Annotated in this window: 16 protein-coding genes; 10 read left to right on the top strand and 6 right to left on the bottom strand. The window is 45.6% G+C overall.

What is annotated here, in order from left to right; translation table 11 throughout:
* Window positions 1-113: 113 nt before the first annotated feature.
* Window positions 114-1,892: an aspartate--tRNA ligase gene (gene aspS / locus DYB02_RS06575; protein WP_005483110.1), complete on the bottom strand. Its 1,779-nt coding sequence runs from the start codon at window positions 1,890-1,892 to the stop codon at window positions 114-116.
* A 273-nt stretch (window positions 1,893-2,165) separates the two neighbouring features.
* Here aspS and DYB02_RS06570 point away from each other — a divergent pair, with 273 nt between their 5' ends.
* The 7 genes from DYB02_RS06570 to DYB02_RS06535 all read left to right on the top strand — a co-directional run bounded on the left by DYB02_RS06570 (window position 2,166) and on the right by DYB02_RS06535 (window position 8,808).
* Window positions 2,166-3,032 (top strand): DUF72 domain-containing protein, encoded by an 867-nt coding sequence (locus DYB02_RS06570; protein ID WP_025611221.1) that lies wholly within the window; start codon window positions 2,166-2,168, stop codon window positions 3,030-3,032.
* A gap of 142 nt (window positions 3,033-3,174) precedes the next feature.
* A complete protein-coding gene (gene cmoA / locus DYB02_RS06565) occupies window positions 3,175-3,912 on the top strand; it encodes a carboxy-S-adenosyl-L-methionine synthase CmoA (protein ID WP_005457217.1) in 738 nt (245 codons plus the stop codon).
* A 112-nt stretch (window positions 3,913-4,024) separates the two neighbouring features.
* A complete protein-coding gene (cmoB, locus tag DYB02_RS06560; RefSeq protein ID WP_005483112.1) occupies window positions 4,025-4,996 on the top strand; it encodes a tRNA 5-methoxyuridine(34)/uridine 5-oxyacetic acid(34) synthase CmoB in 972 nt (323 codons plus the stop codon).
* Between the two features lie 221 nt (window positions 4,997-5,217).
* Window positions 5,218-5,964, top strand: a complete 747-nt coding sequence (locus DYB02_RS06550) for an ATP-dependent zinc protease family protein (protein WP_005457212.1) — start codon at window positions 5,218-5,220, stop codon at window positions 5,962-5,964.
* A gap of 11 nt (window positions 5,965-5,975) precedes the next feature.
* Window positions 5,976-7,481, top strand: a complete 1,506-nt coding sequence (locus DYB02_RS06545) for an inactive transglutaminase family protein (RefSeq protein ID WP_005495851.1) — start codon at window positions 5,976-5,978, stop codon at window positions 7,479-7,481.
* Between the two features lie 3 nt (window positions 7,482-7,484).
* Window positions 7,485-8,453 (top strand): alpha-L-glutamate ligase-like protein, encoded by a 969-nt coding sequence (locus DYB02_RS06540; RefSeq protein WP_005457241.1) that lies wholly within the window; start codon window positions 7,485-7,487, stop codon window positions 8,451-8,453.
* 202 nt (window positions 8,454-8,655) lie between these two features.
* Window positions 8,656-8,808: a hypothetical protein gene (locus DYB02_RS06535; RefSeq protein ID WP_005457235.1), complete on the top strand. Its 153-nt coding sequence runs from the start codon at window positions 8,656-8,658 to the stop codon at window positions 8,806-8,808.
* 168 nt (window positions 8,809-8,976) lie between these two features.
* On the opposite strand, the gene mukB is transcribed toward DYB02_RS06535, so the two are convergent.
* Genes mukB through cmoM form a run of 4 tightly spaced genes read right to left on the bottom strand, consistent with a single transcriptional unit; the run spans window position 8,977 to window position 16,280 of the window.
* Window positions 8,977-13,440: a chromosome partition protein MukB gene (gene mukB / locus DYB02_RS06530; RefSeq protein ID WP_031822867.1), complete on the bottom strand. Its 4,464-nt coding sequence runs from the start codon at window positions 13,438-13,440 to the stop codon at window positions 8,977-8,979.
* A gap of 2 nt (window positions 13,441-13,442) precedes the next feature.
* Window positions 13,443-14,168 (bottom strand): chromosome partition protein MukE, encoded by a 726-nt coding sequence (gene mukE / locus DYB02_RS06525; protein ID WP_005483111.1) that lies wholly within the window; start codon window positions 14,166-14,168, stop codon window positions 13,443-13,445.
* Complete coding sequence (gene mukF / locus DYB02_RS06520) at window positions 14,149-15,486, bottom strand: chromosome partition protein MukF (RefSeq protein WP_029805478.1); 1,338 nt, start codon at window positions 15,484-15,486, stop codon at window positions 14,149-14,151. Before mukF ends, mukE begins: the two co-directional genes overlap by 20 nt.
* 2 nt (window positions 15,487-15,488) lie before the next feature.
* Entirely contained in the window at window positions 15,489-16,280 is a 792-nt protein-coding gene (cmoM, locus tag DYB02_RS06515) for a tRNA uridine 5-oxyacetic acid(34) methyltransferase CmoM (protein ID WP_005495865.1), read from the bottom strand.
* Between the two features lie 114 nt (window positions 16,281-16,394).
* Between cmoM and elyC the strand changes: the two genes are divergently transcribed.
* On the top strand, window positions 16,395-17,180 hold the full coding sequence (gene elyC, locus DYB02_RS06510; RefSeq protein WP_005457224.1) for an envelope biogenesis factor ElyC: 786 nt from the start codon (window positions 16,395-16,397) through the stop codon (window positions 17,178-17,180).
* A gap of 69 nt (window positions 17,181-17,249) precedes the next feature.
* Here elyC and torR read toward each other — a convergent pair whose 3' ends face one another.
* Window positions 17,250-17,963 carry a two-component system response regulator TorR gene (gene torR, locus DYB02_RS06505; protein WP_005457237.1) on the bottom strand — a complete coding sequence of 238 codons (714 nt, stop codon included), beginning with the start codon at window positions 17,961-17,963 and terminating at the stop codon, window positions 17,250-17,252.
* 265 nt (window positions 17,964-18,228) lie between these two features.
* On the opposite strand from torR, the gene torD reads away from it, so the two are divergent.
* Entirely contained in the window at window positions 18,229-18,876 is a 648-nt protein-coding gene (gene torD / locus DYB02_RS06500) for a molecular chaperone TorD (RefSeq protein WP_029805481.1), read from the top strand.
* A gap of 437 nt (window positions 18,877-19,313) precedes the next feature.
* Window positions 19,314-20,318, top strand: coding sequence for an HTH-type transcriptional repressor PurR (gene purR / locus DYB02_RS06495; protein ID WP_005457245.1), 1,005 nt, complete (start codon window positions 19,314-19,316; stop codon window positions 20,316-20,318).
* Window positions 20,319-20,504: the final 186 nt, after the last annotated feature.

Here is a 20,504-nt window from a genome sequence, read left to right as displayed (position 1 = left end):
ACTCGCTATTTTTATTAGAATCTAAACCCAAGCATTCTTAAGTCGTTTGGATATATCCCATTAAAACAAAAACTCCCGCAGGTGCGGGAGTTTTTTCTTTAATTGTTGTGCGCTTATTCTGCGTCTTTTGCTTTCGCTGCAGTTACCGCAATCGCTAGTTCTTCTAGAGCCGCTGGGTTTGCAATGCTTGGAGCATCTGTTAGCAAACACGCCGCTGCTGTTGTTTTCGGGAACGCGATAACATCACGGATGTTCTCAGTACCACATAGCAGCATGACTAGACGGTCTAGACCGAATGCAAGGCCAGCGTGTGGAGGCGTACCGAATTTTAGAGCGTCCAATAGGAAGCCGAATTTCAATTGTTGCTCTTCTGCATCGATACCTAGGATATCGAATACCGCAGCTTGCATTTCTGCGTTGTGGATACGTACAGAACCACCGCCCACTTCGTAGCCGTTAAGAACCATATCGTATGCGTTTGAGTTCGCTACTGCTGGGTTCGCTTTTAGCTCTTCCGCTGTCACACCTAGAGGTGATGTGAATGGGTGGTGCATTGCGTGTAGGTTACCTTCGTCGTCTTCTTCAAACATTGGGAAGTCAACAACCCATAGAGGAGCCCAAGTGCCTTCTTTAGTCAGACCTAGGTCTTTACCTAGTTTAAGACGAAGTGCGCCTAGTGCTTCAGCAACGATGTTAGCTTTATCTGCACCAAATAGAATGATGTCGCCAGATTCCGCTTGAGTGCGATCTAGGATACCGTTGATCACGTCTTCGCTTAGGAATTTAGCTACAGGAGATTGGATACCTTCCACACCTGCCGCACGGTCGTTCACCTTCATCCATGCTAGACCTTTTGCACCGTAGATACCTACGAACTCTGCATAACCGTCGATTTGCTTACGAGTTAACTCTGCACCGCCTGGTACACGGATAACTGCAACGCGGCCTTTTTCGTCGTTCGCTGGACCTGAGAATACTTTGAACTCAACGTCTTTTACTAGGTCTGCAACGTCTACTAGCTCTAGTGGGTTACGTAGGTCTGGCTTATCAGAACCGAAACGACGAATCGCTTCGCTAAATGGCATTACTGGGAATTCACCTAGGTCAACGTTCAGTAGCTCTTGCCACATTTCACGAACCATTTTTTCAGTTACTTCACGAACTTGATCAGCCGTCATGAATGACGTTTCGATATCGATCTGAGTAAATTCTGGTTGACGGTCTGCACGCAAGTCTTCGTCACGGAAACACTTAACGATTTGGTAGTAACGGTCAAAACCAGACATCATTAGCAGCTGTTTGAATAGCTGTGGAGACTGAGGAAGCGCGTAGAAGCTGCCTTTGTGAACACGGCTTGGTACTAGGTAGTCACGCGCGCCTTCTGGTGTCGCTTTGGTTAGTACTGGTGTTTCGATGTCTAGGAAGCCGTTGTCATCTAGGAAACGACGAACAAAGCTAGACGCTTTAGCACGTAGCTTGATACGGTCGCTCATTTCTGGACGACGTAGATCTAGGTAACGGTACTTCAGACGTTGTTCTTCTGAGTTCTTTTGGTTGAAGTCTAGAGGCAGAACGTCACTGCGGTTGATGATTTCAAGACCTTTCGCCAGGATCTCAACTTCACCTGTTGCCATGTCTTTGTTTACTTGGCTTTCAGGACGAACGCGAACTTCACCCGTCAATTTGATACAGAATTCATTACGAAGTGTGTTAGCCACTTCATACGCATCCGCCATATCTGGATCTACAACTACCTGAACGATGCCTTCACGATCTCGCATATCAATGAAAATAAGACCGCCTAAATCACGACGACGGTTAACCCAGCCGCAAAGTTCTACAGTTTGTCCTGCAAGGGACTTGTTCAGGTGACCACAGTAATGGGTACGCATAATGAAATTCCCAATCTCTCAAATATTGTTAACTACGCTCTGTCAGCCTCATTGCCGAGCAGAGTAAAGATTCCGTTATACGCTGAAAGTCTATGAAAATCGACTACTCAACATACAATTAAGTGTGTTTTATCATTCCCTGGTGGTTTTTAGTACAACAAATGTTCAAAAGCCCACCAAAGCGAAAAAATTGGTGGGGATTATAGCGTGAAATTACCTATTTCAGCAAAACTCTCGTAAAGTGCGTACAGGAGATACAAACAATAAAGAATGATGGATAATTTACCCCTTCGACTTGGTTTAACCATGTGGTCTCACAACCAATGGCAACAAAGCTTTTACGGTAGTGGAACTAAACCTGCTGAGCGTTTAGAAAAATACGCTCAGGTATTTCATACTGTGGAAGGAAATACCACCTTTTACGCCACGCCGACACACAACACGGTGCAAAATTGGAAAGCGGCAACGCACGACGATTTTAAGTTTACGTTTAAGCTCCCTAAGGCTATCACTCATGAACAAATGCTAAGAGGTTGCAACGAGCAACTTCGTGATTTTATGAAAATCATGGAGCCCCTGCATGAGCGCGTCGGTCAATGGACGATCCAACTCCCAGCAGCTTTTGGCCCAGAGTATCTTGAACGTTTGAAAAAGTTTTGCGCCAGTTTCCCGCCTAACTTTCCACTGGGCGTAGAAGTACGTCATATGGCCTTTTTCTCTAAAGGCGAGGAAGAGCGAGCGCTTAATCAGTGGTTGGTGGAAAACGGTATTGACCGAATAATCATGGATAGCCGCCCTGTGTTTGCGGCAAAGCCTAACAATGAAGCCATCATTGATGCTCAAATGAAGAAGCCCAAAGTTCCCGTTCATGCGATTGCAACCGCTTCACACCCGATGATTCGTTTTATTGGCCATCCGGAAGAACAACAAAATTACGACTTCTTTGTGCCTTGGCTAAGTAAATTGCCACAATGGATTGCGGAAGGTAAACAGCCATATGTAATGATTCACACAGCAGACAATATTATTGCGCCTGAGCTGGCAGCGAACATTTACAAGAATCTACAAAAGCATGTCGCCCTGCCAGATTTAGCCCCCTTCCCTGCCAATGATGGCAACTCGCAGTTACAGATGTTCTAACAATAATTTGCTCAACGCATGACAGAGGCGCGAATTTCTCATAAAATACGCGCCTTTTTTGATGCCTGACGTTTTTGAAGACTAGACTAACTAGTTTTTTGAAGACGAATCGCCCCGTCAGCTTGTATGCAGAGATTTGGTTATGAACCCTAAGAGCAATCCAGATACTATTTTTTCGGCTCCAATCGATAAAATTGGGGATTTCACGTTCGATGAACGCGTAGCGGAAGTTTTTCCTGACATGATTCAGCGATCGGTGCCGGGTTACAGCAACATCATTTCTGCAATCGGTATGTTGGCAGAACGCTTTGTGAAGCCTCACTCAAACATCTACGACTTAGGTTGTTCTTTGGGTGCCGCTACGCTGTCTATGCGTCGTCATATCAAACAAGAAGGCTGTAAAATCATTGCTGTAGACAACTCTCCAGCCATGGTTGAGCGTTGTAAGTTACACGTCAACGCTTACCGCAGCGACACGCCAGTGACTGTGGTCGAAGCCGATATTCGTAATATCGAAATTGAAAACGCATCTGTCGTGGTATTGAACTTCACGCTCCAGTTTTTATCACCAGAAGACCGTTACGCGCTGCTTGAAAAAATCTACGCGGGCCTGCGTCCTGGTGGCATTTTGATTCTGTCAGAGAAATTCGTTTTCGAAGATGAAGTGTCTAATGAGTTACTCATTGACCTTCACCACGACTTCAAACGTGCCAACGGTTACAGCGAATTGGAAATCAGCCAAAAACGTAGCGCAATCGAAAACGTAATGCGTCCGGACTCTAAAAAAGACCACAAAGAACGTTTCGCAAAAATTGGCTTCTCTAGCTACGACGTTTGGTTCCAATGCTTTAACTTCGGTTCTATGTTCGCGATTAAGTAAGGTTCGCGGTCGAACCCAGTTCAGTTTGTACTCAAGCAGGCAAGTACTGATGCTGCCTTTGGCGGCGCTTTCACTCATTTAATTACATCATCAACTCAGCGATTAACTAACTATGTTTAACTTTGCAAATTTCTACCAATTGATTGCCCAAGACACGCGTCTTCAACCTTGGCTGAATGTGTTACCACAACAGTTAACGGACTGGCAAAATGCAGAGCACGGTGACTTTGGTCGCTGGTTGAAAGCACTGAACAAAATTCCAGAAGGCTCACCAGATCAAGTTGATATCAAGAACTCTGTAACCATCAGCAACGATACGCCTTTTCATGAAGGCGAACTGAAAAAGCTAGAAAACTTACTGCGTACTTTCCACCCTTGGCGCAAAGGTCCATACACGGTGCACGGCATTCATATCGATACCGAGTGGCGTAGCGACTGGAAATGGGATCGCGTACTTCCACACATTTCTCCACTGAAAAATCGCAGCGTGCTCGATGTGGGTTGTGGCAATGGTTACCACATGTGGCGCATGTTAGGCGAAGGAGCTCGTCTTTGCGTAGGTATCGACCCGTCTCACCTGTTCCTGATTCAGTTTGAAGCGATTCGCAAACTCATGGGCGGCGACCAACGAGCACACCTATTGCCGCTGGGTATTGAGCAACTGCCTAAACTGGAAGCGTTTGATACCGTGTTCAGCATGGGTGTTCTCTACCACCGTCGTTCTCCACTTGACCATTTGATTCAACTAAAAGATCAGTTGGTTTCTGGTGGTGAGTTAGTATTGGAAACCTTGGTAATCGAAGGCGATGAAAACGCAGTACTTGTGCCGACCTCACGCTACGCTCAAATGCGCAATGTGTACTTCTTCCCGTCTGCGAAAGCACTAAAAGTGTGGCTAGAACTGGTTGGTTTTGAAGATGTTCATATTGTTGATGAGAACGTGACTTCAGTTGATGAGCAACGCACAACAGATTGGATGACACACAACTCTCTACCAGATTACTTAGATCCAAACGATCCAAGCAAAACAGTGGAAGGCTACCCGGCACCACGCCGCGCAGTGCTGGTAGCACGTAAGCCATAATTAACTGAGATTTCTGACATTGTCTTAACTCTTTCCTGCCATTAAGACATTACCCTCTCTTCTATTCTCATCAAGGGTGTGCTTTGCACCCTTGATTATTAGCTTTTCATCACTATTCCTCACTCAATAAGAGATAGAGAAAGATTCTTACTTGTGAGCCTTTATCGATATAAGCTAAACTCTTAAAAAACAAACAACTTAATCCAATCCCAAGGTTTTCAATGTTAATACGATTGACTCCGGTTGTTGCCATCGCCTTATTATCTGGATGCACACTTACCAAAGGCGAACAGTACCACCAAGAAACGTTAGCCGCTATTCAAGCTTCAGAAGCGAATTTCAATAATCGCATAACTAACTTAGAGCTGCAGATCAGTAACCAATCAGATTACATCGACAGCCTTGAAGACCAAGTCGATAAGTTACAAGGTGATCTAAGCACCTTCCGCGAAGAGGCAATGGCAGAGGTTAAAAAACCGAAAGAGCCTATTATTGTCCAAGCGCCTGCCCCTATTGAACCAACGCCGACTCATGACATCGTTTTAGGTTCGATCGAAAAAGTGACCATCGACTCCATCAAACAAACGTTTGATGCGCGCGTCGATACAGGTGCGGCTACATCATCTTTGAATGCAGTTGATATTGAAGAATTCGAAAGAAACGGCAAAAACTGGGTTCGTTTCCATCTTGCTGATGCAACAAAATCAGAAGAAGAGAAAAATACATGGATCGAAGCGCCTGTTCTTCGTTATGTGAAAATTCGTCAAGTAACAAGTGAAGAACTGGAGCGTCGCGCTGTGGTCGAACTTTGGGTGCGAGTTGGAAAAATTCATGAAAAAGCGCAATTTACGTTGGCGGATCGCTCCCACATGAACCATCCTGTTTTACTAGGTAGAGAATTTATGCGCGACATCGCATTGGTTGATGTGAGCCGTACATACATTCAAACGGACGAAGATAAAAAATAATAAGGTAGATTATGACGTCAAAAATACCGTTTTACCTTTCAATCATCTTGTTGGTGGTTGCGGGCATTGCTTTGAGTGTTTTCAGACACCAAAATTACGGCGTGCCTTGGACGCCAGGCGAAACACGTCAAGTGTGGGATGTAGAGGCTCGTATCGAGTTCAATGCAAACGGGAATGAAGTGAAAGCTTCTCTTGCCGCTCCTCATACACAAAGTGGTTATACACTGATTGGCGAGTCTGCTTCTTCTTCTGGTTATGGCGTTTCTTACATTAACTCTGATTCAGGTCGCCGTGCCGAATGGTCGATTCGCCAAGCGAAAGGCCCTCAAACTATTTACTACAAAGCGCAGTTCTTAGTTGATCCACAAGCTAAAGTGGAACCACTGCCTCCTGCTGGCGATATCACGCCACCGACGTTATCCGCTCCGCAACAAGCGGCAGCAAGCGCCCTCATCGATCAAGCCATGAGCCGTTCTGCGGATAACGTGACGTTTGCACGCGAGTTAATCAAAGCGCTTAACGATCCAGACAGCCAAAACTCCGCTCTATTATTGAACGATTTTGACCGCACCGATGCACTGCACAAGATTCTTCTGTCAGCAGGCGTTCAAAGTAAAATTGTTGGCGTTATCGAGCTTGAAGATGGCCGTCGTCGTCAAACCATCCAACCGATGGTGCAAGTTTGGTCTGGAAAAGATTGGGTACTGTTCTCGCCAAATTCAGAGCAGAAAGCCGTAAAACCTAACCTTCTTGTTTGGGATGAATCGAACGTTTCGTTACTTGACCTTGTGGGAGGCAAGAACAGCCAAGTTCATTTCTCCATGATCAAACAAGAAGTGACGCCTCAACAAGCGACAAACAACAAGGTTGAGGCCGATGGCCTGCTTAACTTATCAATCCACAGCTTGCCTCTAGAAGAGCAAGCAATGTTCAAGACCATCATGCTGATCCCAATAGGCGCATTGATCGTTGTGTTCCTGCGCGTGATTATTGGTCTTAAAACCTCTGGTACGTTCATGCCAGTACTGATTGCGGTTGCGTTCGTTCAAACGCAGCTTGTGACTGGTATTGTTGGCTTCCTATTAATTGTTGGTACAGGCTTGATCATCCGAAGTTATTTATCGCGGCTCAACTTACTTCTGGTAGCAAGGATATCCGCGGTTATTATCACGGTTATTATGATCATCTCGGTGTTTACCGTCGTAGCATTCAAGATTGGTTTGACAGAAGGTCTAACAATCACCTTCTTCCCAATGATCATCTTGTCATGGACGATCGAACGTATGTCGATTCTGTGGGAGGAAGAAGGCGCGAAAGAAGTAGCAATGCAAGGTGGTGGTTCACTACTGACTGCAGTACTGGTTTACTTGGCGATGACCAACTCATATATCCAGCACTTAACGTTTAACTTTATCGGCCTACAGCTAATTGTTTTGGCGGGTATTCTATTACTAGGTACTTACACTGGTTACCGTCTAACAGAACTACGTCGTTTCAAACCGCTAGCGGAGGATTAAACGATGTTTGAACGTTACACTACGCCATCAAAACTTCGCCACAAAGGCATTATGGGCATGAACAAGCGTAACCATAGCTACATTGGTCGCTATAACGATCGCTCTAAATACCCATTGGTGGATGACAAGCTAAAAACCAAGATCATCGCTCAAGCTGCAGGGGCAACCGTCCCTGCCCTTATCGGCGTGATCCACAACCAAGCAGAAGTAAAAACCATCCACAACATGGTGAAAGACTGGCCGGGTTTTGTGATTAAGCCAGCTCAAGGCAGCGGTGGTAAAGGTATTTTGGTGGTGACATCGCATAAAGACGGTGTGTACACCAAACCTTCTGGTGCGACAATCAACAAAGAAGAAGTGGAACGCCACATCAGTAACGCACTGGCGGGGCTGTTCTCGCTCGGCGGTAAGAACGATGTTGCCGTGGTTGAGAACTTGATTAAGTTTGATGACTGCTTCGATGGTTTCAGCTACGAAGGTGTGCCAGACGTACGCATCATAGTATTTAAAGGCTATCCTGTCATGGCGATGATGCGCTGCTCAACATCAGCGTCTGATGGTAAAGCTAACCTTCACCAAGGCGCGGTCGGTGTCGGCATTGATATCGCAACAGGCAAGGCCATTCGTGCGGTGCAATTCGACCAACCAGTAACGCACCACCCGGATACGGGTAAAGATTTATCGACTCTGCAAGTTCCTCATTGGGAGCGTTTGCTAGAACTTGCGTCAAGTGCTTGGGAAATGACGGGGCTTGGTTACATGGGCACCGACATGGTTCTCGACAAAGAAGAAGGTCCGATGGTACTTGAGCTGAATGCTCGTCCTGGTTTGGCTATTCAAATCGCGAACGGAGCAGGATTGCTTCCTCGCTTGAAGCATATTGAAAGCCTCGGCACTCCAGCGGAGTACCCTAAGCCTATAGAGCGCGTAGCCTACGCGGTTGAGCAGTTTGGTGTAAAACCAAAGTTCTAAATCTTACAAGCTAGCAATCAGCACATGGTTGCTAGCTTTTTTCTTTCTGCCATCGTTTTCAATCCCCTTCCTATCTCATTTCGCCGGTTTCATCATTTGAATCAATGATCGAGCTAACAGAATCAACATAGATCGTTTCTTTTCCACTGAGCCCATTGAGTATGATGTTTACTCCCCTTACTCAACTTAAAGAGGTTGGGCGATGCTAACAAAAGAAACAAATAATAATGAACCACAGCTTGTAGACCAGGAAACTTTTGACCAACACTTACAGCGTTTGTCTGAGCTTTCGGTTCAAGCACTTGAAGAGCTTGCTGAAATTATCGAAGCTGGAACCGATATTTCAGAGGAATAGCGCTTAGATTATTTCCAATACTCCCTGCTATTGGTCTAAGTGCTCACGAAAAAGCCGAGACTGTCGTCCTACAGCCTCGGCTTATTTTATGCCCGTTACCTGCATCTCCCTGTTAATCAGATACAAAAACGCCCGCTTTAATTGCGGGCGTTTTTTATGCTTCCAAGCTTATGATTCAAACTCTTCAATCATTTCTTGAACTTCACTCTTCGGTTTATCTGTTTGACCAAAGCCACGTAGACCAACAACGTGTACGTGTTCGTGATCTTTAAACACCTTGCGTACCAACTTGTAGGTTGTACCTTTCTCTGGGCTGATGTTCTCTGGTGCAGCAATCAACAGCTGCATATCCAGACGGTCACACAGTTCGAATAGCGTTGAAATCGACTTCGCATCCAGACGTGCCGCCTCATCGAGGAACAACAAACGACATGGGATGATGTCCTTGCTGCGTAGACGACGGGATTCTTCTTCCCAGCTCTGAACAACCATCAATAGGATTGACTGACCAGTACCGATTGCCTCACCCGTTGATAGCGCCCCAGATTCCGCTTGCAGCCAACCATCAGAGCCACGGTTAACTTCCACACTTAGCTCTAGATAGTTACGATAATCCAGTAGCTCTTCACCCAGAACCTGAGGAGAACGTTGACCCATATCGATGTGAGGGTTCACGCGTTGGAACAGTTTTGCCATCGCTTCTGAGAAAGTGAAACGTGGAGATTCAAACAAATCTTTATGCTGTTCTTGCTGCGAAGACAGACCATGCAATAGTACTTCATGGCTTTCACGGATCTTCACGTTTAGACGCACACCTTTCACCTGACCGAACGAGATGTTCGACAAGCCTTGGTTTAGCATGCGAATACGGTTTTGCTCACGCTGAATCGTCTTCTTGATGATGCTTGCCACAGACTCAGAGCTGATTGCCAGACGGTTTTCGCGTTGAGTTAGCTCTTCAGTCAGACGCGCTAGCTCTACTTCCATTTCTTCGATGGCCTCTACTGGGTCATCAGTGCGGATGATGTCCTGACGAATACGCTCACGAAGGTGCTGGTAAACCGCAATGTAGAACAGAACTTTACGCTCTGGACGTGCATTATCTTCAGACAAACGTAACGCATCACGTAGGTCATCATTGTTTGCAACAGCAAGACGCAGCGCACCCAACGATTTATCCGACATTGAACGCAGCTCATCGGCAGACATGTACGCCAACTCGCGCTTGTGAAGACGACGTTCAACATCGTTTTCACGTGCCAAGCGAAGTACTGAACACCAGCCCGCTTTCGCAGCAACCACGAAGGTACGCAGCTCTGCGTATTCCTTCTGAACTTTCTTCAGACGTTTCGCCAGACCTTTCATCTCTAGCTCAGTAGAGGTGATGGTACGCTCGTATTCACTCTTACGACTACGAGATGTGTGTAGACGCTCGTGCAGCTCATCACGGCGACGGATCGCACGCTCTTCTGCGCCTTCATCGGCGTTAACACCAAACTCTTGCAGTTCTTGTTTGAACTCTTGAACGGTTTCCAATTTCGCTTGGTGCGAGCTTTTCAATGATGCCAATACTTGGTTGTATTGGTTCATTTGACCTTGCGCTTGTTTCAACTCTTCACGAGAGCGTGTACGCATTTGCTCAGCCTGAACCAGCTTCGCTTTTAACTGCTCACTAAGTTCACTGCTTTGGTTAAGCAAATCAACGGAGTCTGAATACGCAAAGTAGTGACGACGCTCAACGAGATCAGACAAGGCAAAGATCTGCTTCTTCAATTCTTGAAGTTGCTCGTCCGCAGCTTTGTATTCTGCTTCTAACGCATCGAACTGTTCAGGGTCTGCATCAAGTGCAGAAGCAATTTTTTCAAGCTCAGCCACGGCTTTCGCGTGGTTGTTCAAGAACGCTTTCGCTTCCGACAGTTGCGCAATTTTCTCTTCCAGCTCGTCGAAACGCGCTTGCAGCGTATCGTCTTCAATCAGAGCCATGTTTGGTGAGAGCTTGTCTAACGAAGACAGAGCTTGCTTGCTAGTCTGAAGCTGAGAACGATGTTGTTGTTCTTTCGCTTCCAAATCAGCCAATACACGGGCGATTTGACCGCGTTTTTCGCGAACATTTGCCAATGCTTGTTCTGGGTCAGCTTCAAACGCGACTTGAATGTGGTTAGCCACAAACTGGTTGAATGCTTGGTATAGACGCTGCATCTTTTGTGAATCGAAAGCCGCTTTTGCATGCTTCTCAACCACTTCCTCACGTTCATTGCGCAGTAGCTCTAAACGCTGTTCACGCGCCGCGCGTCCAAACAATGGAATTTCAGGGAAACGAGAGTAACGCATTTGGCGGTCGTTCATACGAACGCATACCGCACCTTCAAGTTCTTCTGCGTCAAACGAGCTGTCATCAAAGGCATCTATGTCACCTTCAATGATGTACAAATCTTCCGGACAGTCGTCTAGCTCTACCAGTTTCTCTTCGATACCCGACAGGTCAGAAACCACAATCGCGTGACGTGCCGGACCATACATCGCGCTGAAGTACGGTGCGTCGTCGATTGTAATGTCGTCGTAAATCTCAGATAGAAGCACACCGCCGAGCGTATCTGCCAAGCCTTTCAGACGAGGATCGTTTGAACCACCAGGTGATGCCAATCGTTCGATTTCGCTTTCTAGTTGCGAGCGACGCTCTGCCAGTTTGTCTTTCGCAAGAGACAGTTCTTTCTCTTGTTCCAGAACAACCTGCATGTGGCTCATCACCGCATGGCGATCTTCTAAGTCTACACCGCTTTGCTCACGCAATTTTTCTAGCGCATCGTTCGCCGCAATCCAAGTTGGTGCAATAGCTTCTAACTTGTTAATTTCTGACGCAGCATCTTGCTCTAGGCGACGCTGTTCGCTGCGTTGTTCGCGCAGCTCTTCTTGCGTCATTTCTAGCGTTTCGATTTGCATCGCATGACGTTCGCGTTCTTGTTCAAACGTGATTTCGTCCGTCAGTTCAACATGGAACTGCTTTTGATATTCCTTGACCAATTCACGAGCTTGACGCTGTTGGTTTAAGCTACGTTCGAGGTCGCGATGTTGAGCACGCCATTGCTGTTCGTTTTGTGCGATTTGCTGAGATTCACGCGCTTTCGTAATGACGATTTTCGCTTGTTCAGCTGCATCTTTACGTTCGACTTGCCCAACGATACTTTGTACGAGCTTCAGCGCAGTTTCAAATTGCTCTGCTGCTGCAGAAGACATATCCAACTTGTGCTTAACCGATAGCAGCGCGTTAGTGCTTTCTGATTCTTTGTTCTTAAGCTCAGAAACAAGTGCTTGCGCGGATTCTGCCGTCAGGCAGTCATCACCAAGTAGTTGTTTCGCTTTCTCAAGTGCTTGAACCGCTTGTTGGTATTGAAGAGCACGAGTTTGCTGAACGTCTAGTGCTTGTTGGTAGTCAGCCAGTTGCGTCTTGAGGCTGTCCACCTCTTCTTCTGCAACGGTTGCTTGCTCTTCCACCATCATCACGCGTTCTTGCGCTTCTTCAACGACCATCATCTGCTCTTCAAGACGCTCACTAAGCTCTTCAAGATCCTCTTGGTAACGTTCGATTTTCTCTTGCTGGCGCAGTGCGTTTTGCACCAATTGCAAGTGGTCAGAAGCCGCTTGATAGTCTTGCTCTAGTGCCGATTCCGATTCGATTAGAAGCTCAAGTTCTTCTTGAACGCGATTAAGCAGATTGTTTTGCTCAATCAATGTCTCGCGTGAGCCAAAGAGCTCAGAGCGCAAAGATAGAGTTTGTTCAAGCTTGTTGCGACGATCGTTAGCATGGCGCATGTAGTCAGCAGCCACGTAGTTTGTCGACTCAGTGATCAAGTGTTTGAACAAGTCACGGTCAGCCTGAGTGGTTTTGATCGCTTCTAGCGTCATGCGGTTTTCACGCAACGCCGATTCCATGTCTTGGAATGCTTTCTTCACACCACCGTTTTGTGGCAGAAGGTAATCGCGCAGTGAGCGTGTAATCGCACTTGAGATACCACCGTAAAGCGAGGCTTCGATCAAACGGTAGAATTTAGAGCGGTCACTTGAGTTGCGCAATTTCTTCGGAATCACACCGAACTCGAACATTTGCGCGTGGTAATCCACGATTGAAGAGAAGGCTTTGAATTGAACGCCTTCAAATTCCGCAATCGCATCTTTGACTTCATTGATTTGACGTACGCGCGCTTGAGTCGCCGATACGCTTTCAACCAGAATATCCGTTGGTTTCACATGGCTTGGAAGACCTTGGATAACAAACGGTTTGATGTCTACTTTTTTGTCACGACCTGCGACTTGCTGCAGTTTTACTGCAAACAATAGACGTTGGTTACGTGAGTTCACTACGTCTAGCGCTGCGTAACACGCACCCGGCTGTAGTTTACCGTATAGACCTTTATCGCGAGACGATTGGCTGCTGCCCGCTTCGGTTGTGTTACGGAAGTGCAGTAGAGTTTGGTCAGGAATCAACGCTGTGATGAACGCTGCCATCGTTGTTGATTTACCGGCACCGTTACCGCCCGACAACGTCGTAACCAGACCATCGATGTCAAACGTACGGGCAAAGAAGCCGTTCCAGTTGACCATGGTCAGCGATTGATATTTACCGCGTTCAATCATGCTCATGCTTCACCCTCTTCTGTCATTTCTTCTTGGGCTTGTTCTTCTTGATCTTCTTCAGACAGCAAGCTGCCTTGGCTCGGCTCTTTAGTATGGACTACGGCTTCACCATCACGGATTAGACGCAGCTGCGCTTCACGGATGTCATCGCCCACACGAACATCAGCACCAAAACGGAATACCGCTTCGCTAATGCTGAATTTACCGGTTTCACCGATGTTGATGATCATCCCTAAACGACGTAGGCGACGAAGTGACGTGCGTACTTTTTCAAACAGTTTTTCTTTGTCTAGATCCGAACCCGTTGCACGGTTCGTCACGAGTTTCATCAGCTTTTTCTCGTCTGCTAATGCAAGCAACTCGTCGTAAAGCTCTTGATTGGTGAAAATGCCTTCGTGCGCTAAGCGCTCTGGGCTTAGGTATAGGAAACACAGTACCTTACCCACCAGCATATCCAGCTCAGATAAAACACTGCGGCCAATCAATGATGTTGAACGTGGACGTAGGTAGAAAAAGCCTTCTGGCGCTTTTACCAACTCGGTGTTGTAACGCTGGTAGAAAGAAGAAAGCTCAAGCTCGAAATCAGACAACAACGCGTGATTGTCGAGATCTTCAGTTGAAATATGACGCCCTGCTCGTAACATGCTGTCTAGCGCTGGGAACAGAGGGTTAGAAATTGCTTTTGCCAGATTATCTGACATGTATTCATTAGTATCGGTCGATGACATTCGCTTGTACCTTTGCCCCAAATTCGTTGATTGCTTTCCAGTCAGGCTGAATCGCTTGATAATCCGATTCCGAATAACCAAGACGTACGGCTTGATCAACGATAATTCGAGCTAAATCAAAGTGATGAGTGTATGGATGTTGTGCAAGGTAATCTCGCAGCACCACACTCAAATCGATTGGCGTGCCTTGCTCTTTATGCGCTTTTAGCATGTCACCAATGCGTTCTGATAGCTCATCATTGACTTGTTGAAATTCTTCGTATTCCACTTCCATCGGAACTTGGCCGGTTACCTCGTCATCACGCAGTACCAAAGCTTCATCACGAAGGTCGGAAAGCCTTTCTGCATCTGCAAAAGTCAGATACCAAGGCATATCAAAATAGTCTTTTATCGATTGACGCAGACGCGAGCTAAATGCACGGTTCTTATCCATATCGATAGCGGTACGGATGAACTTGTGCACGTGTCGGTCGTAGCCAATCCAGAGGTCAATCGCTTGCTGGCCCCAGCTTGTGATTCGGTCTAGCTTCATTTGCAGACCAAACAAGGCTTCTTCGATGAACTCAAGCTCAGGATCACCGTAAACAATCTCTTGGATGTCTAGGATTTGAGTTTGTAGTTCATCACTCGCGGCTTGCAGCGTATCTTGAAGCTCACGCAGCGTGCTAGAGGTTTCGGACAATAACGCTTCACAGTTGTTGATTGCTTCACGCCAGTCTTTGTTTAGCAGGTCGGCAATTTGTTGTTTCACAGATTGCTGCTGCTCATCCATGACACGTTGGTTGAGGTCGATTTGATCGAAGATTTCGCCTACAGAATATTTTAAAACTCCGTACACGTTTTTCTTCCAGTGGCCCGGTGTGCCACCTTTTTGTGCCGCTTCAATCGCTTTCGCCATTTCATCCGCTACCATCGATAGCTGGATAGACAGACGCAGTCTTGAAAACTCGCGATGACGCACGTAGTAATCGGTAATTCCTATCGCTAAAGGCGACAAGCGGTAAATGCTCGCTCCGTCAGTAACTTCACTGACAAAACGGCTAATAAGACGCTGCTTGACCATCTCGTTGATGGCGTTGTTCGCACGAAAAGCGGAGGCTTCGCCAGTCTCATCAAATAGTCGAGTGACGATGGCAAATGCATCGTGCAGTTCACCTTCACCCAGTTCTTCGTCGAACCTTTCATTACTCAGTACGGCGATGGCAATCAAAAATGCCAATCGCTCTGTGGTCAGGTTCAACGAGAAATCGTGCTGCTTAACCCAGCCAACCAACTCATCGATTGGTTGCTCTGCAGCATTGAGAGTCATCTCACTCATTGTTATTCCTGTTTATCGTTCTTTTTGGCCCACACGTGAATATAGCGGCCTAATGAGAGGTATGGCTCTTGTCGACATAGTTGTTTTTCTAGCGCCAACACATCTTCAAACTCGTAATCGCCCATGTATTGCATATTACCTATGTAATCACTAAAGGAACGAATACCAGATTTGCCACAAATGCTAAAACCAGCCTCTTCTATCCAGTGATAGACATCTTCCGGTTTCAAGCCTTTTTGCGGCTGTAGTTTAAATCTTTTTCGGTGGGGCATGCCGTCTAAAATATGAGGAATGTTGCCACAAACCACGTTTTTGTAGACTAAACCATGGTGGTTATAGAACATCACTGATGCGATGCCCCCCGGCTTTACTTGTTCCAATACTGTCTCTAGCGCCGTTTTAGGATCAACGAGCCACTCCATGACAGCGTGGAACATAACGAGATCCACCTGTTCTTCCATGTGCTCCGCAATGGACTGAACAGGCGAATGAATCAGGCGATACTGCTCAAGCAAACCGTTTTTTTCAATATCCTGTTTGGCTAGTTGCAGCATTTCCGAAGATAGATCACATAACGCAACACGATGTCCGAGCTTAGCAAGCTTTTGCGACATTTGTGCTAAACCACCACCTGCATCAAGTACTTCTAGGGGTTGCTGGCTCGCATCCAATTCACTTAGAATCTGTAGAAAATCTTCCCACACAATGATTTGGCGGATCTCCCCTTTATCGGAGCCGTAAATATTTTTTGCAAATTTGTGGGCGATATCGTCGAAATTGCGGTCTTCTGTCACTTCTGCTGAGTTATCATATCGGATTGTGCCGCTATTCTGGCACAAGGAAAGCAGGAATAAAGAGGGTCACCCTCATTTTTATTATCAATTGATGTTTTTTCGGACTATTTATGTATGTTTGAGCTGAAAAAAGTAATGTCAGCCTTGCTTATGCCGCTTCCGGCATTGCTACTGATAGGCTTGTTAGGTCTTGCTCTCATTAGTTTTACCACAAAACGTAAAACTGGCTGCTTCGTTGTTCTGTTCTCTTTTGTTGGCCTTTTTCTAGTTGCCTTCCAACCTGTTTCAACCAAGCTTCTCATGCCACTTGAGCGCGAGCATAAGGCCTTTTTACCTGTGTCAGGTACCATTGACTACGTTATGGTGCTGGGTAATGGTCACGTGGTCGATGACGAAATTCCACCAACATCGCAATTAAGCCGCGCGGCGTTGATGCGATTAACGGAAGGCATTCGTATTTTGCGTATGTACCCAGGCGCAAAGCTAATTTTATCTGGTTATGATGGTGGCTCTGAGATCAGCCATGCTCGTATGATGGCAAACGTTGCTTTGGCATTAGGTGTTGCAAAATCCGACATTATTTTGTTAGAAGACGCAAAAGACACGTGGGAAGAAGCAAGACAAGCCGCCGCTTTTGTTCAACAAAAAGAGATTGTGCTAGTCACGTCAGCGAGCCACATGAGCCGTGCGCTGTACGAGTTTAACGCAGCTGGAATTAAACCCATCCCTGCTCCAACGAATTTCTTAGCGATAGACGAAGTTAGCCAACCGTGGGACAAGTATTCACCTAAAGCTCGCTACCTTGAGCAAACTGAACTGTTTTGGCATGAATACCTTGGTAGCGTTTGGCAAAGACTGCGTGACACCGTAGGGCAAACGCCGATGGTGGAAGCGGAATAAACCCGATTTATAAACACAAAAAAGGAGAGCATTGGCTCTCCTTTTTCTTTACTGCTTGTCTGATGGTGATTAATCACCTGCGAACATATAGCCTTCACCGTGAACGGTCACAAAAATTTGTGGGTTCTTAGGATCAAACTCCATCTTAGCGCGCATGCGTCGGATAAGAACATCGATCGTACGATCATTTGGAGCATCAACTCGATGACTGATCATATTCAAAATACGTTCACGACTCAGCACTTGATTCGGGTAAGACGATAACGCCACCAAAAGCTCATATTCTGCTTTGGTTAGTTTTACTGGCTCACCATTACGGCTAAGTGCTCGACGCTGAATATCGAATGTCCACTCACCAAAGCGAACAATGTGTTCATCGTTTGTTTCGCTTGCCGCTTTACTTGCTCCACTTCGTGCCGCAGAAATGCGCCACAGTAGATTTTTAACTCGAACTAGTAATTCCCTTAGTTCAAAAGGCTTTGTCACATAATCGTCTGCACCCATCTCTAGGCCTACGATTTTGTCGATGCTATCCGTGCGTCCTGTTACCAATATGATGCCGATGTCTGATTGACTGCGTAGCTCACGCGTAAGCATTAGGCCGTCTTCGCCCGGCAAGTTAATATCCAACATAATAAGGTCGACATCACCGCCTTGCAGAACTTCGCGCATCTCCGCGCCACTTTCTGCTTCGCTAACTTTGTAACCTTCATTTTGGAAATATCCCGCAAGCTTACTACGAGTTACAACATCATCTTCTACGACTAATACGTGATAGCTCATTTACACCACTTTCTGTCTTCTTATTATCCAAGACGTATTCTATTCATAACTAGTAACATTTCTAGTCATAGATACATTAAAAAGCAAGATTTAGCGTTTTTATTGATTCAAAACAAGCTTGCCCATCACTGTTAATAAGTGCACACAATTCAACATAATCAACAATAATTATAGTTACTGCTATTCATCTTATTTGATTACACTTAGGGGATATCCCTAATTGACTTTATGATGCAATACTCGAAGCATCCTTCAGGAGCCAAAAATGCAAGAAGTGAAAGCTTTTAATGAAAAGCGTGCTGAAATTTACTGGTGGTTTTCGAGCTTATTCGCTAAAGAACTCAGCGAAAAAGAACTAGAAACCTACCACAGTGTTGAAATTCGCAGTTTTTTAGCGGGCTTAGGTGAGAACGAATCACTCAAGCCAGCCGTTGATAGCCTAGTTGATGCCCTAAACCGACTCCAAGACCGCAATGATGCTCAACTAGAACTTGCAGCAGATTTTTGCGAGCTGTTCTTAAAAACAGATAAGTATGGGTCACTACCGTACGCTTCTATGTACATTGGTGAATCAGGCTTGCTCAATGACAAACCTGCAGAAGAGATGGAAAAACTGATGGCAGATTTTGGGGTTCAGGTAGACGAAAACCTCAAAGAACCAGCAGACCATCTTGCTGTTGAATTGGACTTTTTGGGCAACATGATCATTCGCTCAAATGAGTTAGAGCAAGAAAAACATATGGAAGAGGCTTTCGTTAAACAAAACGATTTCATCCAAAATCAACTCATGTCTTGGTTGCCAAAATTTGCTGAAAAATGTAAGCAATTTGATGAATTTGGCTTCTACTTAAGCGTTGCGCAACTATTAATTGCATTTTGTAAACTGGACAGCGCTTACCTTCTTGGTGAATAATCACCGCCTATTTTTAGGGAGCCTGCCTGTCGGGCTCCCTATTTTATTCGCTTGCTTTTAATCTGGCTCAAAGACGTTCGTTCATTTAGCAGTCAAAATGTGACTTCAAATACACAAAACTCTTGCTGAAAATATTGCCAGTCAGCCCACATAGGGCTAAAATGTGAACGCAAACGATTAAATATGATTTATATGTAAACCGCTGAAATATAGCGGTTTTTGTTTTTTATTAATAGGTTGATGACCACTTCCTCATATTTAATAGGAAGCCGAGTACCTTCAACCAAGTTGCTACAAATCTTTTTATACCGATTTCGGTACAACCGCTGCCTACTAGAATAGACACTACTGTTGTTGTGGTGTTTAGTTTGCGCAAAAAACTAAGCGTATGGTTGTATTCACTACGGTATTAAGTAGCTCGATACAGGACATCATTTATGGCCACTATAAAAGACGTTGCTCGCTTAGCCGGCGTTTCTACTACCACAGTTTCGCACGTTATTAATAAGACACGTTTTGTTGCAGAAGCAACCCAAGAAAAAGTAATGAAAGCGGTTGATGAGCTTAACTACGCACCAAGCGCAGTTGCTCGTAGTTTAAAATGCAACTCAACTCGTACTATTGGTATGTTGGTAACACAGTCAACTAACCTATTCTTCTCTGAAGTGATCGACGGTGTAGAAAGTTACTGCTACCGTCAAGGTTACACATTGATCTTGTGTAATACTGGCGGCATCTACGAGAAACAGCGCGACTACATCCGCATGCTTGCTGAGAAACGTGTAGATGGCATTTTGGTGATGTGTTCAGATCTAACCGAAGAACTAAAAGAGATGTTAGATCGTCATTCAGACATCCCGAAAGTTGTGATGGATTGGGGCCCAGAGAGTTCTCGTGCGGACAAGATCATCGATAACTCTGAAGAAGGTGGCTACCTAGCAACTAAATATCTTATCGATAACGGCCACACTGACATCGCCTGCCTGAGTGGTCACTTTGAGAAACTTGCTTGCCAAGAGCGTATCGCTGGTTTCCGTCGTGCCATGGCTGAAGCAAAACTGCCAATCAATGAAGATTGGATTCTTGAAGGTAACTTTGAATGCGATACTGCGGTACTGGTTGCAGACAAGATCACCGCGATGGAAAAACGCCCTACTGCAGTATTCTGTTTTAACGATACCATGGCACTTGGCTTAATGAGCCGTCTGCAACAAAACGGCATCAAGGTTCCAGATGACGTTTCTGTTATCGGTTACGACAACATTGAACTTGCAGAGTACTTCTCACCACCGCTAACAACGATTCACCAACCTAAACGTCGTGTGGGTAAAAATGCGTTTGAGATCCTACTTGAACGCATTAAAGATAAAGAACACGAAAAGCGTGTGTTCGAGATGCAACCAGAGATTGTTATCCGCAACACCGTTAAGAAACTTAATTAAATGAACACAAGCGCCCTTAGGGGCGCTTTTTTTTATTAAAAAAATAACACTTCCCGCACACTTTGCCTCATTCTTAAAAACAATAACTTCCATAAGTTACTGTTTTCTTTACATGTGAATTATTAATTCCCGCTTCTTTTCAAACATTAAATACAATTCTCAATTATGAGTACCCATGCACAAAAT

Origin of the sequence: Vibrio parahaemolyticus (assembly GCF_900460535.1) — a bacterium.
Lineage (GTDB): Bacteria > Pseudomonadota > Gammaproteobacteria > Enterobacterales > Vibrionaceae > Vibrio > Vibrio parahaemolyticus.
This window is presented reverse-complemented; position numbering and strand designations above follow the sequence as displayed.

Bases quoted from the DNA above. Each gene is read 5' to 3' on its own strand.
- aspS (WP_005483110.1), bottom strand. From the start codon at position 1,892: ATGCGTACCCATTACTGTGGTCACCTGAACAAGTCCCTTGCAGGACAA.
- DYB02_RS06570 (WP_025611221.1), top strand. From the start codon at position 2,166: ATGGATAATTTACCCCTTCGACTTGGTTTAACCATGTGGTCTCACAAC.
- cmoA (WP_005457217.1), top strand. From the start codon at position 3,175: ATGAACCCTAAGAGCAATCCAGATACTATTTTTTCGGCTCCAATCGAT.
- cmoB (WP_005483112.1), top strand. From the start codon at position 4,025: ATGTTTAACTTTGCAAATTTCTACCAATTGATTGCCCAAGACACGCGT.
- DYB02_RS06550 (WP_005457212.1), top strand. From the start codon at position 5,218: ATGTTAATACGATTGACTCCGGTTGTTGCCATCGCCTTATTATCTGGA.
- DYB02_RS06545 (WP_005495851.1), top strand. From the start codon at position 5,976: ATGACGTCAAAAATACCGTTTTACCTTTCAATCATCTTGTTGGTGGTT.
- DYB02_RS06540 (WP_005457241.1), top strand. From the start codon at position 7,485: ATGTTTGAACGTTACACTACGCCATCAAAACTTCGCCACAAAGGCATT.
- DYB02_RS06535 (WP_005457235.1), top strand. From the start codon at position 8,656: ATGCTAACAAAAGAAACAAATAATAATGAACCACAGCTTGTAGACCAG.
- mukB (WP_031822867.1), bottom strand. From the start codon at position 13,440: ATGATTGAACGCGGTAAATATCAATCGCTGACCATGGTCAACTGGAAC.
- mukE (WP_005483111.1), bottom strand. From the start codon at position 14,168: ATGTCATCGACCGATACTAATGAATACATGTCAGATAATCTGGCAAAA.
- mukF (WP_029805478.1), bottom strand. From the start codon at position 15,486: ATGAGTGAGATGACTCTCAATGCTGCAGAGCAACCAATCGATGAGTTG.
- elyC (WP_005457224.1), top strand. From the start codon at position 16,395: ATGTTTGAGCTGAAAAAAGTAATGTCAGCCTTGCTTATGCCGCTTCCG.
- torR (WP_005457237.1), bottom strand. From the start codon at position 17,963: ATGAGCTATCACGTATTAGTCGTAGAAGATGATGTTGTAACTCGTAGT.
- torD (WP_029805481.1), top strand. From the start codon at position 18,229: ATGCAAGAAGTGAAAGCTTTTAATGAAAAGCGTGCTGAAATTTACTGG.
- purR (WP_005457245.1), top strand. From the start codon at position 19,314: ATGGCCACTATAAAAGACGTTGCTCGCTTAGCCGGCGTTTCTACTACC.